This window comes from Pseudomonas sp. TE12508 (assembly GCF_056279485.1).
The window spans coordinates 1-14624 of the sequence record NZ_JBWCCN010000018.1 but is presented as its reverse complement, the minus strand read 5'-3'; the positions used below and the strand labels follow the sequence as shown (position 1 = coordinate 14624).

General features: G+C 59.5%; 13 protein-coding genes. 2 read left to right on the top strand and 11 right to left on the bottom strand.

What is annotated here, in order from left to right:
- Positions 1-188 precede the first annotated feature (188 nt).
- From ACZ9IM_RS23225 to ACZ9IM_RS23195, 7 genes are all read right to left on the bottom strand, one after another.
- Positions 189-1139, bottom strand: a complete 951-nt coding sequence (locus ACZ9IM_RS23225; protein WP_008073514.1) for a response regulator — start codon at positions 1137-1139, stop codon at positions 189-191.
- Between the two features lie 181 nt (positions 1140-1320).
- Complete coding sequence (gene phoU / locus ACZ9IM_RS23220) at positions 1321-2082, bottom strand: phosphate signaling complex protein PhoU (protein WP_007896483.1); 762 nt, start codon at positions 2080-2082, stop codon at positions 1321-1323.
- Positions 2083-2153: 71 nt separating this feature from the next.
- Positions 2154-2987 carry a phosphate ABC transporter ATP-binding protein PstB gene (gene pstB / locus ACZ9IM_RS23215; protein WP_095052363.1) on the bottom strand — a complete coding sequence of 278 codons (834 nt, stop codon included), beginning with the start codon at positions 2985-2987 and terminating at the stop codon, positions 2154-2156.
- Positions 2988-3117: 130 nt separating this feature from the next.
- Positions 3118-4788 (bottom strand): phosphate ABC transporter permease PstA, encoded by a 1671-nt coding sequence (pstA, locus tag ACZ9IM_RS23210; protein ID WP_476225047.1) that lies wholly within the window; start codon positions 4786-4788, stop codon positions 3118-3120.
- A gap of 15 nt (positions 4789-4803) precedes the next feature.
- Positions 4804-7086 (bottom strand): ABC transporter permease subunit, encoded by a 2283-nt coding sequence (locus ACZ9IM_RS23205; RefSeq protein WP_427627434.1) that lies wholly within the window; start codon positions 7084-7086, stop codon positions 4804-4806.
- Between the two features lie 168 nt (positions 7087-7254).
- Positions 7255-8253: a phosphate ABC transporter substrate-binding protein PstS gene (locus tag ACZ9IM_RS23200; protein ID WP_427627432.1), complete on the bottom strand. Its 999-nt coding sequence runs from the start codon at positions 8251-8253 to the stop codon at positions 7255-7257.
- A gap of 250 nt (positions 8254-8503) precedes the next feature.
- A complete protein-coding gene (locus ACZ9IM_RS23195) occupies positions 8504-9802 on the bottom strand; it encodes an MFS transporter (RefSeq protein ID WP_427627430.1) in 1299 nt (432 codons plus the stop codon).
- Between the two features lie 367 nt (positions 9803-10169).
- Between ACZ9IM_RS23195 and ACZ9IM_RS23190 the strand changes: the two genes are divergently transcribed.
- Positions 10170-10574, top strand: a complete 405-nt coding sequence (locus tag ACZ9IM_RS23190; protein WP_007896491.1) for an acyl-CoA thioesterase — start codon at positions 10170-10172, stop codon at positions 10572-10574.
- Positions 10575-10659: 85 nt separating this feature from the next.
- Positions 10660-11559: a D-hexose-6-phosphate mutarotase gene (locus tag ACZ9IM_RS23185; RefSeq protein WP_427627429.1), complete on the top strand. Its 900-nt coding sequence runs from the start codon at positions 10660-10662 to the stop codon at positions 11557-11559.
- A gap of 121 nt (positions 11560-11680) precedes the next feature.
- Here ACZ9IM_RS23185 and ACZ9IM_RS23180 read toward each other — a convergent pair whose 3' ends face one another.
- The 4 genes from ACZ9IM_RS23180 to purE form a co-directional block, all read right to left on the bottom strand.
- Positions 11681-12217 carry a DUF3299 domain-containing protein gene (locus tag ACZ9IM_RS23180; protein WP_427627427.1) on the bottom strand — a complete coding sequence of 179 codons (537 nt, stop codon included), beginning with the start codon at positions 12215-12217 and terminating at the stop codon, positions 11681-11683.
- A gap of 84 nt (positions 12218-12301) precedes the next feature.
- Positions 12302-12553, bottom strand: a complete 252-nt coding sequence (locus ACZ9IM_RS23175; protein WP_427627425.1) for a GlsB/YeaQ/YmgE family stress response membrane protein — start codon at positions 12551-12553, stop codon at positions 12302-12304.
- A 100-nt stretch (positions 12554-12653) separates the two neighbouring features.
- Entirely contained in the window at positions 12654-13736 is a 1083-nt protein-coding gene (locus tag ACZ9IM_RS23170) for a 5-(carboxyamino)imidazole ribonucleotide synthase (RefSeq protein ID WP_192345122.1), read from the bottom strand.
- Between the two features lie 11 nt (positions 13737-13747).
- Positions 13748-14239: a 5-(carboxyamino)imidazole ribonucleotide mutase gene (gene purE / locus ACZ9IM_RS23165; RefSeq protein WP_003196369.1), complete on the bottom strand. Its 492-nt coding sequence runs from the start codon at positions 14237-14239 to the stop codon at positions 13748-13750.
- Positions 14240-14624 lie beyond the last annotated feature (385 nt).

Sequence of the window (14624 nt, the reverse complement as noted above, 5' to 3'; positions counted from 1 at the left end):
TCGAGTAAGGCCTGGGAAGGAGCCTAGCAGCTGAAATGGACCAGCGTTGTCGACAGATGTTTCAAATGATCGTTCCCACGCTCTGCGTGGGAATGCAGCAAGGGACGCTCTGCGTCCCATCCGAAGCGGACGCGGAGCGTCCGGGGAGGCATTCCCACGCAGAGCGTGGGAACGATCAGCGGTACACGTTACGCGCCCGGTACGAAATGCTTCTGCGCAGTGCCACGGGCGATCAGGCGGGAGATGTAGTCGAGCTTCTGCGCATCCTGGTCGACAAAGCGGAAAGTCAGTTGCAGCCATTCGCTGTCAGGTTTCGGCTCGAAGGCGACGATGGCATGCAGGTAGCCGTTGAGGCGGGCGATTTCAGCGTTATCGCCCTGCTCCAGGTCGAGCACGGCGCTGTCGAGGACTTGCGGCAGCGTGTCGGTGCGTTTCACCACCAGCAGCGCTTCCTTGATGCTCAAGGCCTTGATCACGCATTGCTGGGTGCCGCTTGGCAGGCGCAGTTGGCCTTGGCCACGACCGCCAGCTGATGCTGCCGAGGCAGCAGGCGCCTTGATCGGCGGGCTGTTAAGCAAGCCGCGAGACGGTGCGGCGGCCGGGGCTGGCGCGGCGGCGACAGGTTTGGCGAACGGATTGACCGGTGCCGCCGATGGCGCGGTGATCGCTGCCTTGCCACCAGTGAGTGCGCTAAGGGAATCGTTGCCGAACGCCGAGTTCATTTTGGTCGGAGCGCTGTTCATCAAAGTGTCGAGCTTGCCGACCTTGTTCAGTGCCTGCTTGACCTTGGTCAGCAGTTGCTCGTTGGTGAACGGCTTGCTGACGTAGCCCGAAACCCCGGCCTGAATCGCCTGGACGACGTTCTCCTTGTCGCCACGGCTGGTGACCATCACGAACGGCATGGTCTTGAGGTTGTCCTGCTCGCGGCACCAGGTCAGCAGTTCCAGACCGGACATTTCCGGCATTTCCCAGTCGCACAGAACCAGGTCGAACGCTTCTTTGGCCAGCATGGCCTGGGCCTTTTTGCCGTTGACTGCATCTTCGGTCCGGATCCCCGGGAAGTAGTTGCGCAGGCACTTCTTCACCAGGTCACGAATGAACGACGCATCGTCCACGACCAACACACTGATCTTGCTCATCCAACACCCCTTTAAAAATCCCGGCAAGCATAACGCTGGCTGATGGCACTTTGCCAAAACTCTTCAGTCACGCCGGGACTTTTCGTTCGCGGGTGCTGCTTTTCTAATCGGCTTTTCAATACGAAGGCCACGCAAACAAAAACGCCCGGCCAAAGGGCCGGGCGCTTTCCTAGAGGCAATCTTACTTATCGTCAGCTTTGCCCGGAACATTAGCGGTTTCGGCACTTGTGCCTTCAACTTCTTCCTTCATGCGCTTGAGGCCCAGGTGACGCACGTCGGTGCCGCGCACCAGGTAAATCACCAGTTCCGAGATATTGCGCGCGTGGTCACCGATTCGCTCCAGCGAACGCAGTACCCAGATAATGCTCAAGACCCGCGAGATAGAGCGCGGGTCTTCCATCATGTAGGTGGCGAGTTCACGCAGTGCGGTCTTGTATTCGCGGTCGATGATCTTGTCGTACTGCGCCACCGACAACGCCAGGTCGGCGTCGAAGCGGGCAAACGCGTCCAGCGCATCGCGAACCATGTTGCGCACCTGGTCGCCGATATGGCGAACCTCGACGTAACCACGCGGCGCTTCGCCTTCTTCGCACAACTGAATGGCACGGCGGGCGATCTTGGTGGCTTCGTCGCCGATGCGCTCCAGGTCGATCACCGATTTGGAGATGCTGATGATCAAACGCAAGTCCGACGCCGCCGGTTGGCGACGGGCCAGAATGCGCAGGCATTCTTCGTCGATGTTGCGTTCCATCTGGTTGATCTGGTCGTCGATCTCACGCACTTGCTGGGCCAGACCGGAGTCGGCCTCGATCAGCGCGGTGACCGCGTCGTTGACCTGCTTCTCGACCAGCCCGCCCATGGCCAGGAGGTGGCTGCGCACTTCCTCGAGCTCAGCGTTGAACTGCGCGGAGATGTGATGGGTAAGGCCTTCTTTACTAATCATGTTGGCGTCCTTGGAGCGTCCGGTAAGGTGCGGTGGACCGCAGCGTCAGTTCAGTGAGCAACAACAGCTTCCTAGCCGTAACGACCGGTGATGTAGTCTTCGGTCTGCTTCTTCGCCGGATTGGTGAACAGGGTGTCGGTGTCGCCGAATTCCACCAGTTTGCCCATGTACATGAACGCCGTGTAGTCGGAAACCCGCGCGGCCTGTTGCATGTTGTGGGTCACGATAACAATGGTGAACTTGGATTTCAGTTCATAGATCAGCTCTTCGACTTTCAGCGTGGAGATCGGGTCGAGTGCCGAGCATGGTTCGTCGAGCAGCAATACTTCCGGCTCCACGGCGATGGTGCGGGCAATCACCAGACGTTGCTGCTGACCACCGGACAGGCCGAGTGCCGACTCGTGCAGACGGTCTTTAACCTCATCCCACAGCGCCGCGCCTTTCAACGCCCACTCGACGGCTTCGTCGAGGATGCGTTTCTTGTTGATGCCCTGGATGCGCAAACCGTAAACCACGTTTTCGTAGATGGTTTTCGGGAACGGGTTAGGCTTCTGGAACACCATGCCGACCCGGCGACGCAACTCGGCCACGTCCTCACCCTTGCGGTAGATGTTGTTGCCGTAGAGGTTGATCGCGCCGTCGACGCGGCAGCCATCCACCAGGTCGTTCATGCGGTTGAAGGTGCGCAGCAGCGTGGACTTGCCGCAGCCGGACGGGCCGATGAAGGCCGTCACGCGCTGTTTCGGGATGTTCATGCTGACGTCGAACAGCGCCTGTTTGTCGCCATAAAACAGGCTCAGGCCCGGTACTTCGATGGCCACGGTTTCCTGCTCGAGGCTCAGGCTCTGTTTGTCGCGGCCCAGGGCCGACATGTTGATGCCGTGAGTGTGTGCTTCGTGCTGCATGGGAGGCTCCCTGTGCTAACAAATTCGGTTCGGTTTTTGTGGGAGCCAGCCTGCTGGCGATTCAGGCAACGCGGTCAATCTGTAAACCGCGGTGATGCCATCGCCAGCAGGCTGGCTCCCACATAAGAAATCAACTATCCAGTGCTTTGTATTTTTCGCGCAGGTGGTTCCGGATGTAGACGGCCGACAGGTTCAATGTGGCGATCACCAGCACCAGCAGCAGCGCCGTGGCGTACACCAGCGGCCGCGCGGCTTCGACGTTCGGGCTCTGGAAGCCGACGTCATAAATGTGGAAGCCCAAGTGCATGATCTTCTGGTCCAGGTGCAAGTACGGGTAGTTACCATCCAGCGGCAGCGATGGCGCCAGTTTCACCACACCCACCAGCATCAGCGGCGCCACTTCACCGGCGGCACGGGCCACCGCGAGGATCATGCCGGTCATCATCGCCGGGCTGGCCATCGGCAGCACGATCTTCCACAAGGTTTCGGCCTTGGTCGCGCCAAGGGCCAACGAGCCTTCGCGAACGGTGCGAGGAATCCGCGCCAGGCCTTCTTCGGTGGCCACGATCACCACCGGCACCGCCAGCAACGCCAGGGTCAGCGAGGCCCAAAGCAGGCCCGGCGTACCGAAAGTCGGCGCCGGCAGTGCTTCAGGGAAGAACAGCCGGTCGACCGAACCGCCGAGCACGTAGACGAAGAAGCCCAGACCGAACACGCCATAAACGATGGCCGGAACACCCGCCAGGTTGTTCACCGCAATACGGATCAGCCGGGTCATCGGCCCTTGCCGTGCATATTCACGCAGGTAAACCGCCGCCAGCACGCCGAACGGCGTAACGATCATCGCCATGATCAGGGTCATCATCACGGTGCCGAAAATCGCCGGGAAAATCCCGCCTTCGGTGTTGGCTTCACGCGGGTCGTCACTGAGGAATTCCCAGACCTTGCTGAAGTAGAAGCCGATCTTGGTGAAGGTGCCCATGGCGTTCGGCTGGTAGGCGTGAACCACTTTGCCAATGCCGATTTCGACTTCTTTACCATTGGCATCGCGAGCGGTCAGGCTATCGCGGTTGAACTGAGCGTGCAGGTCGTTCAGACGCGCTTCGATGTCCTGATAACGGGCATTCAGTTCGGCGCGCTCGGACTCCAGGTCCGCTTGCGCGGCAGCGTTGAGACGGCCGGCCAGTTCCAGTTTGCGACCCTGCAGACGGATACGTTCAAGACCGGCGTTGATCGCGCCGATGTCGACCTTTTCCAGAGTCTTGAGCTGTGCGGCGAGCTGGTTGACGCGATCCACGCGCGCCTGCAACTCAGGCCATGCGGCCTCGCCTTCAGCGATGACCTTGCCATCCTGTTTGACGTTGACCAGGTAGCCGTAGAAATTGCCCCACTCGCGACGCTCGATGGCCATCAGCTCAGGCGGAGTTTTCTGGTTGGTCAGCCACTCGCCGACAATCCAGGTGAAGTCTGTGCCGTTCAGATCACGGTTGCCGACCTTGATCAGCTCGCGGGTCATGAACTCCGGGCCTTGATCGGGCACCGGCAGGCCAGCGCTTTTCAGGCGCTCGCGTGGCACTTCTTCCTTCTGCACCACTTCGCCGATGACGAGGTGATTGGCTTGGCCCGGCACGTCGTAACTGGCGTGTATCAGGTCCGCCGGCCAAAAGTGACCCAGGCCGCGCACGGCAATCACCGCCAGCAGGCCAATGGTCATGATGACCGCAATGGACACCGCGCCACCGCTGATCCAGACGCCGGGGGCGCCGCTCTTGAACCATCCATTCAGGGAGTTCTGTTTCACAGACTTCTACCTTTCTTAAAGCGACGAGTATTTCTTGCGCAGACGCTGACGAATCAGTTCCGCGAGGGTGTTCATGATGAAGGTGAACAACAGCAGCACCAGCGCCGAGAGGAACAGCACGCGGTAGTGGCTGCCGCCGACTTCCGATTCGGGCATTTCCACTGCAACGTTAGCCGCCAGGGTGCGCAGGCCTTCGAACAGGTTCATTTCCATGACCGGGGTGTTACCGGTGGCCATCAGCACGATCATGGTTTCACCCACCGCGCGGCCCATGCCGATCATCAGCGCCGAGAAAATGCCCGGGCTGGCGGTGAGGATCACCACGCGGGTCATGGTCTGCCACGGTGTGGCACCGAGGGCCAGGGAGCCCAGGGTCAGGCCCCGAGGCACGCTGAACACGGCATCTTCAGCGATGGAGTAGATGTTCGGAATCACCGCGAAGCCCATGGCCAGGCCGACCACCAACGCGTTGCGCTGGTCGTAGGTGATGCCCAGGTCGTGGGAGATCCACATGCGCATGTCGCCGCCGAAGAACCAGGTTTCCATGTATGGGCTCATGTACAGCGACAACCAGCCCACAAACAGAATCACCGGGATCAGGATCGCGCTTTCCCAGCCGTCCGGCACTTTCAGGCGGATGGACTCAGGCAGGCGACTGAAAACGAAACCCGCCACCAGAATGCCGATCGGCAGCAGCATCAGCAGGCTGAAGATGCCGGGCAAATGCCCTTCCACATACGGCGCCAGGAACAGGCCGGCGAAGAAACCGAGGATCACCGTCGGCATCGCTTCCATCAACTCGATCACCGGTTTGACCTTGCGACGCATGCCCGGAGCCATGAAATACGCGGTGTAGATCGCCGCGGCAACGGCCAGTGGCGCGGCCAACAGCATCGCGTAGAACGCAGCTTTCAGGGTACCGAAGGTCAGCGGCGAGAGGCTCAGCTTGGGCTCGAAGTCGGTGTTGGCCGCGGTCGATTGCCAGACGTATTTAGGCTCATCGTAGTTCTCGTACCAGACCTTGCTCCACAACGCGCTCCACGAGACTTCGGGGTGCGGGTTGTCGAGCAGCAACGGTTGCAGCTTGCCGCCCTGCTCCACGATCACGCGGTTGGCCCGTGGCGACATGCCGAAAAGGCCTTGGCCGTCGACCACCTGATCCACCAGCAAGGTGCGGTGGGCGGTGCTGTGGAACACGCCGAGCTTGCCGGAGGCGTCGAGGGCGATGAAGCCTTTACGACGTTCTTCGGCGGTGATTTCAACGATCGGCGCAGTGCCCATCTGGAAGGTACGAATCTGCTTCAGACGCAGTTCGCCGTCCGGATCGCGGGCCATGAACCACTGGGCCAATCCACCTTTGGAGTCACCCAGGATCAGCGAGATGCCACCGACCAGTTGGGTGGCGGCAGTAATTTCGGTTTCACCGTTATCCAGCAGTTTGTAGCGACCGTTGAGGCTCTTGTCGCGCAGGCTGAACACGTCGGCCTGGGCACGACCGTTAATCACGTACAGCCACTGCTGACGCGGGTCGACGAAGATATTTTTCACCGGCTCGGTCATTTGCGGCAGATCGATACGCTTCTGCTCGTTGGTGACTTCGCCGGTCATCATGTTTTCTTCGCTGGTCAGCGACAAAACATTGAGCTGTGCACCGGTGGAACCGACCAGCATCAGCGTCGAATCGGTCGCGTTGAGGCTAACGTGCTCAAGGGCTCCGCCCGCCTCGTTCAGCACGATCGGTGTTTCGCCGTACGGGTATTCGATGGCCGGCGAGATGGTTTTCTTGCCGTCCGGGTAGCTGACTTTATAAGTGTGACGGAACACCAGCGCCTGGCCGTTGGACAAGCCCACCGCCACCAATGGATGGCCTGGTTGGTCTTCGCCGATCGAGGTCACGGTCGTGCCGGCCGGAATCAACAGATCGACACGCTTGAGTTCAGCGCCACTGTCGATATCGAAGAACAACGCCTGGCCCTTGTCGGAAACCCGCATGGCGACCTGGTTCTGTTCTTCCAGGGAGATCATCAACGGCTTGCCGGCGTCTTGCATCCAGGCGGGCGTGATGGCGTCTTTGGCGGTCAGGTCGGCCCCCTGGAACAGCGGCGCGACGACGTAACCGAGGAAGAAAAAGATCAGGGTGATCGCGCCAAGAACGGCGAGGCCGCCGACGAGGACGTACCAGCGGGTCAGGCGATCTTTCAGCGCACGAATACGGCGCTTGCGTTGCAGCTCAGGCGTATTGAAGTCAATTCGCTTGGGGGGATTTGTAGTCATGGTGGAGTTGGCCAGATCATTCATGGGCACACCCTAGCGATCCTGTATGACAGAAAGATGACAATGCAGTGACGCAACAAATCCGCCGCCTGTGGAAACTGGCAGCGGATCGAAAATTGGGGGTGTGTAGGAGCTGTCGAGGGAACCTCGACAGCTCCTACACAGGTCCGGGTTTAGCCCGGACCTAGGGTTTTACTTTTTTGCGACGTTGCCGCCTTCTTGCAGACCCAGGTCAGCCAGTGCTTTTGCAGCAACCTTGGCTGGCAGCGGGATGTAGCCGTCTTTCACAACCACTTCCTGACCCTGTTTGGACAGAATCAGCTTCACGAACTCGGCTTCCAGCGGGGCCAGAGGCTTGTTCGGAGCCTTGTTGACGTAAACGTAGAGGAAACGCGACAGTGGATACTTGCCGTTCAGGGCGTTTTCTTCAGTGTCTTCAACGAACTCGGTGCTGCCTTTCTTGGCCAGGGCCACGGTCTTCACGCTGGCGGTCTTGTAGCCGATGCCCGAGTAACCCACGCCGTTCAGCGAGGAGCTGATCGACTGCACGACCGAAGCCGAGCCTGGTTGTTCGTTGACGTTTGGCTTGTAGTCACCTTTGCACAAGGCTTCTTCTTTAAAGTAGCCATAAGTGCCGGATACCGAGTTACGACCGAACAGTTGCACTGGCTTGTTGGCCAGGTCGCCGGTCACACCCAGATCGCCCCAGGTTTTCACATCGGTTTTAGCGCCGCACAGACGTGTCGAGGAGAAGATCGCATCGACCTGCTCCATGGTCAGGTGCTGGATCGGGTTGTCTTTGTGTACGAACACCGCCAAGGCATCCACAGCAACCGGGATAGCGGTTGGCTTGTAGCCGTACTTGGTTTCGAAGGCTTGCAGCTCGTTGTCCTTCATCTTGCGGCTCATCGGGCCCAGGTTAGCGGTGCCTTCAGTCAACGCAGGTGGCGCGGTAGAAGAACCGGCAGCCTGAATCTGGATGTTTACGTTCGGGTATTCTTTTTTGTAGTTCTCAGCCCACAGGGTCATGAGGTTGGCCAGGGTATCGGAGCCGACGCTGGACAGGTTGCCCGACACACCAGTGGTCTTGGTGTAGCTCGGGATCGACGGGTCAACAGCGGCAACCGCGTTGGCAGTCGCAACGCCAGCAGCGACAAAAGTCATCGCCGCCATCAAACGCTTCAGTTTCATGCCTTACTCCTAGCAGATAGGTGTGTTAAGTCGGGGCCAAGTATCAGCAGGCCGTGTGAACACTCTATGGCTGAAATATGACAATTGGATGAAAGGCCAGCATTTGCTTTTTTCGCAGGCAGACCGCGTTTTCGTTCTTCGCGAGCAAGCCCGCTCCCACACTTAACCGAGTTCTCCTGGAAGAATGCGGTCGAATGTGGGAGCGGGCTTGCTCGTGAAGGCGCCAATATGATCGATACAAAGGGCCGGCTTAGCGACCCTTCTTCCAGAGATACCCACCCACCAGAATCCCGACACCACAAATGATCGCCACATAATAGGCCGGCCCCATCGGGCTTTCCTTCAAGAGCAACGTCACCACCATCGGCGTCAGGCCACCGAAAATCGCGTAAGCCAGGTTGTAGGAAAACGACAACCCGCTGAACCGCACCACCGCCGGGAAGGCTTTGACCATCACGTACGGCACCGCACCGATAGTGCCGACCAGCAGACCGGTCAGGGCATACATCGGGAACAGCCAGTCGGGATGGTTGAACAGGCTGTGATAGAACGTCCACGAACTGATCAGCAGCGCGGCGCTACCGAACACGAACACCCGGCCAGCGCCGAAGCGGTCAGCCAATGCACCGGAGGCCACACAGCCCAGGCTCAGGAACACGATGGCCAGGCTGTTGGCCTGCAACGCGGTAGTCGGCGCGAAGTGGTAAACGGTCTGCAGCACTGTCGGGGTCATGAGAATGACCACGATGATGCCGGCGGACAGCAGCCAGGTCAGCAGCATGGAAATCAGAATCGCACCGCGATGGTCGCGCAACACAGCGCGCAGCGGCACTTCTTCGGCCAGCGCTTTGCGTAATTGCAGTTCGGCAAACACTGGGGTTTCGTGGAGCCAGCGACGCAGGTAGACCGAGAACAGGCCAAACACGCCGCCCAGCAGGAACGGGATCCGCCAGGCGTAATCCGAAACTTCAATCGGTGTGTAAATGCTGTTGATCGCAGTGGCGACCAATGAGCCCAAAAGAATACCGGCGGTCAGACCGCAGGTCAGCGTGCCGCAGGCATAACCGATGTGCCGCTGCGGCACGTGTTCGGAAACGAATACCCAGGCCCCCGGCACTTCACCGCCGATCGCCGCGCCCTGGATCACCCGCATCAGCAGCAGCAGGATCGGCGCCCACATACCTATCTGCGCATAAGTTGGCAGCAAGCCCATGATCAGGGTCGGGACTGCCATCATGAAAATGCTCAAGGTGAACATCTTCTTGCGCCCCAGCAGATCACCGAAGTGCGCCATGACGATGCCGCCCAGCGGCCGCGCCAGGTAGCCGGCGGCGAAGATGCCGAACGTCTGCATCAGGCGCAGCCACTCGGGCATATCGGCGGGGAAGAACAGTTTGCCGACCACCGTGGCGAAGAACACAAAGATGATGAAGTCGTAAAACTCCAGCGCGCCGCCCAAGGCAGACAGCGATAACGTCTTATAGTCGTTGCGGGTCAGCGGACGTGAAGATTGGGTGGGCTGCGCGATGCTCGAGGGCGCTGTGGTCATGGCAAGGGCTTCTCTTATAGTCGGATCTGCAACCTCAACAACGCTGGCGGAGGCTTGGGCAGGTTTGGCACGATAGCAAATTGTTCGAAAAAGCACATAGAGGCGCGTATTTGACGGTCGAAATGAGAACCGGACGGTCGTCTCGGAGTCTACCGATCGATATACTCCCAATATTGCAACGGCTTGTAAGGGGTTGCTGTGCGAAACCGTCGTTGGCATCCGTCAGCCGATTTCGCAGAGTTTCCCTTTAGGCGCCTTACGAAAAACGTGACGAACGTAGTATGTTCGGGGCTGAATCGTTTTTCTTAGAGACGGCTATTCAACCTGAAGTACCAATGAAGAGTCACGGGTCAGAGGCACCCCCGGCATGATAGAGCTCGAACAAGAAGATCCAATCCCGCAAGGCGACCTGGCCCTGCAAATCACCGCGCTTCCGCGCGAAACCAATGGCTTTGGCGATATTTTCGGCGGCTGGCTGGTGGCGCAGATGGATTTGGCTGGCACTGCAATGGCCAGCAAGGTGGCTGGTGGTCGCGTAGCCACCGTGGCGATCGATCGCATGGCGTTCCTGGTGCCGGTAGCGGTGGGCGCGCAGCTGTCCTTTTATACCCAGGCCCTAGAAATCGGTCGCAGCTCGATTCAGATGATGGTCGAAGTCTGGAGCGACGATCCACTGTCCAGCGAATGGCGTAAAGTCACCGAAGCCGTCTTCGTGTTCGTCGCCATCGACGGCAGCGGCCGCACTCGCTCGGTTCCGCCTAGAGCCCGTTAAACCGGAGCTTGTAAAAACGGCGCGTTAAACCCCGCGACCGTTTTGCGGTCCCATTGAGTCATTGTTCCTGATTGAGAGTTGCCCCATGAGCACGCCCAACGTTGAAGCCGTGAAACTGGATGAACTGAACTGCTGGCGCATCCGCCACGGTCAGGCCGAATTGCTGGTGGCCCAACAAGGCGCGCACATCCTCAGTTATCAACTGGCTGGCGAGCCACCGTTGATCTGGCTCAACGACGAGGCGGTGTTCAAGGCCGGCAAAAGCATCCGCGCCGGCGTGCCGGTGTGCTGGCCATGGTTCGGTAACCTGTCGCGCAACCCGCAGAGTGTCCAGGCCATGCGCGTCAGCCAGGAACCGCCGACCGCCCACGGGCTGGTGCGGGCGATGGACTGGGAACTGGTTGGCATCGAAACCGAGGGCGAAAGCCTGAAGGTGGAATTCAATCTGCCCTACCCCGAAGGCGGCCTGCCGGGCTGGCCGCATCAGGTGGACTTGAAGCTGGGCATTCGTCTGGACGAGCAGTTGCATATCAGCCTGACGAGCGAAAACAAGGGCGCTGAAAATGTCACCATCAGCCAGGCATTGCACAGCTATTTCGCGGTCAGCGATGTGCGCAACGTACACGTTGAAGGGCTGGATGGCTTGAGCTATATCGAAACCCTGGACGACTGGAAAACCGTCACCCAGACCGGTGATCTGCATTTTACCGGCGAGACCGACCGCATCTATCTCAATACCCCGCCGAAGCTGAGCATTGTTGACCCACACTGGGAGCGACGCATCGAACTGACCAGCAGCGGTTCACGTTCGGCGGTGATCTGGAACCCCTGGATCGACCGCGCCGCGGCATTCAGCGACATGGCCGACGATGGCTGGCAACGCATGCTGTGCATTGAAACGGCGAATGTGATGGGTGATGTGGTGACACTGGCACCGGGGGCAAGTCATACCTTGGGCGTCAGTGTCGGCGCAAAACCGCTCTAAGCCATACCGCAATGAAATGTGGGAGCCAGCCTGCTGGCGATGGCGTCGTGTCAGTCAACTTGAAAGTATCTGACGGACCGCTATCGCCAGCAGGCTGGCTCCCACAGTTATTCGGTGGCTGCTAGAGATCAGACTCCTGCACCACCCGCACCTGCGCTGCATCCAGCGCATACGCCGCATCCGCCAAGTCGTTGTTGACCGTCTCGATCTTCAGCGTGCCGGTCACCCACAGCGGCGTGTAGATGTCACTTAGCTTCAAGCCTTTTGGATAACGCACCAGCACCAGTTGGTTAGGCGGCGGCGGTGGCACATGGATGCAAGCGCCCGGATACGGCACGAGAAAAAACAACGTGCTGCGGCCCTTGGCGTCGGATTCCAACGGCACCGGATAACCGCCAATGCGGATGTGCTTGTCGTTCATCGACGGCACGGTTTTGGTCGAGTACATCACCGCCGGCAAGCCCTTGCTCTGCTTCATGCCACCCTTTTGGGTAAAGGTGCCGTTGGCTTCCGGTGAGTTGTGATCGATTTCGGGCATGGCCTCGAGGGCTTTCTGGTCCGACTTGGGCATCAGTTCAAGCCAGTCGGTTTCCGGCAGTTCGCCGGCATGGGCCAAACCACTGCCCAGGAAGAGAAGAGTCAACAGAAGACGACGCATGAAAGTGCTCGGCAAAAGAAAGGACGGTTTAACGCCGGGCATTCTAGCCCTCTCCGGCGATGGCGCAGAGAGGGCTTTGTCACTTCAATCAGTTCTTTTTTTGATCAGGCCGTAGATCACCAGCAATACCACCGCGCCCACCAGTGCACCGATGAAACCTGCGCCTTCGCCAGCGCGGTAAATGCCCAGGGCCTGGCCGCCGTAAGTGGCCGCCAGCGAACCGCCGATACCGAGCAGGATGGTCATGATCCAACCCATGCTGTCATCACCCGGTTTCAGGAACCGTGCGATCAGGCCGACGATCAAGCCGATAAAGATGGTTCCGATAATTCCCATGGCATTTCCCTCTGATTAATTGGCTATAGCCTAGACAGACTTTGGCATCCTGCCATCAGAGAACGGCGGCCCCTGAAGGTTCCGCCGTTGCCACATGAAACTATTCGGCGATCAGCGCTTCGACCTTGAGGATCTGCGCAGCCAGCGTCTCACGGTCTGCACAGCGCAGACTGGCGTGACCGACCTTGCGGCCGACCTTGAAAGCCTTGCCGTAGTGATGCAAATGACAGTCGTCGATCGCGATCACTTTTTCCACTGGCGGCACGACACCGATGAAGTTGAGCATCGCGCTCTCGCCGACCTTGGCCGTCGAACCCAGCGGCAGACCGGCAACGGCCCGCAAGTGGTTTTCGAACTGGCTGCACTCGGCGCCTTCGGTGGTCCAGTGACCCGAGTTGTGCACACGCGGGGCGATTTCGTTGGCCTTGAGGCCGCCGTCGACTTCGAAGAACTCGAACGCCATCACGCCGACGTACTCCAGCTGCTTGAGTACGCGACTGGAGTAATCTTCAGCCAACGCTTGCAGCGGGTGATCGGTGCTGGCCACGGACAGCTTGAGAATGCCGCTGTCGTGGGTGTTGTGAACCAGTGGATAGAACCTGGTTTCGCCATCGCGAGCACGCACGGCAATCAGCGAGACTTCGCCAGTGAATGGCACGAAGCCTTCCAGCAGGCAGGCGACGCTGCCCAGCTCGGCGAAGGTGCCGATCACGTCTTCAGGCTTGCGCAGGACTTTCTGGCCCTTGCCGTCGTAACCCAGGGTGCGGGTTTTCAGCACGGCCGGCAGACCGATCGAAGCCACGGCGGCGTCCAGGTCGGCTTGCGACTGAATGTCGGCGAACGCGGGGGTCGGAATCCCCAGGTCCTTGAACATGCTCTTTTCGAACCAGCGATCACGAGCGATGCGCAGGGCTTCGGCGCTCGGGTACACCGGGACGAATTGCGACAGAAAAGCCACGGTTTCGGCCGGGACGCTTTCGAACTCGAAGGTCACCAGATCGACTTCATCGGCCAGCTGACGCAGGTGATCCTGATCGCCGTAATCGGCCCGCAGGTGTTCGCCCAACGCGGCTGCGCAAGCATCCGGCGCCGGGTCCAGGAAAGCGAAGTTCATGCCCAGCGGAGTGCCCGCCAGCGCCAACATGCGACCCAACTGGCCGCCACCGATTACACCGATTTTCATCGTCAACAACCTCAGGCGATGCGTGGGTCTGGATTGTCCAGGACGCTGTCTGTCTGCTCAGCGCGGAATTTCTTCAACACGGTATGAAATTGCGGATGCTTGGCGCCCAGAATGCTCGCCGAGAGCAGCGCTGCGTTGATCGCGCCGGCTTTGCCGATGGCCAGGGTGGCGACCGGAATGCCTGCAGGCATTTGCACGATAGACAGCAGCGAATCGACGCCCGAGAGCATCGAAGACTGCACCGGCACGCCCAGCACCGGCAGGTGGGTCTTGGCCGCACACATACCTGGCAGGTGGGCCGCGCCACCGGCACCGGCGATGATCACCTCGATGCCACGGGCCTCAGCCTCTTCGGCATACTGGAACAGCAGGTCCGGGGTGCGGTGGGCAGAGACCACTTTCACCTCGTAAGGGATGCCGAGCTTTTCCAGCATATCGGCGGTGTGGCTAAGGGTGGACCAATCGGACTTGGAGCCCATGATCACGCCAACCAGTGCGCTCATCGTCGTGCCTCTTCTCTCTGGGCGCCCGCAGGCGCGTCAAAAAACAACAAGCCACGCAGGATGCGTGGCTTGATTGTACGAATTAAGGCCAGGTAAAACCGGCCGAAGGCCGCGCAGTATACCTCAATGAAGCAGATAAACAGCCCCCGATACGACCATCTGTCATACGGCGCAAAGTGCCGGTTTTATTGACCTGAAGGTCAACCAAATCCACCACAAATCCCTGTGGGAGCGGGCTTGCTCGCGAATGCGCTGGGTCAGGCAACATTGATCTCGACTGGAACACCGCATTCGCGAGCAAGCCCGCTTGTATGCTGGGACTTGAAGGGAGGAGGAGGGACAAAGCCCGATTCTGACTGTTGACGCAGTACAGATCCGTGGGAGA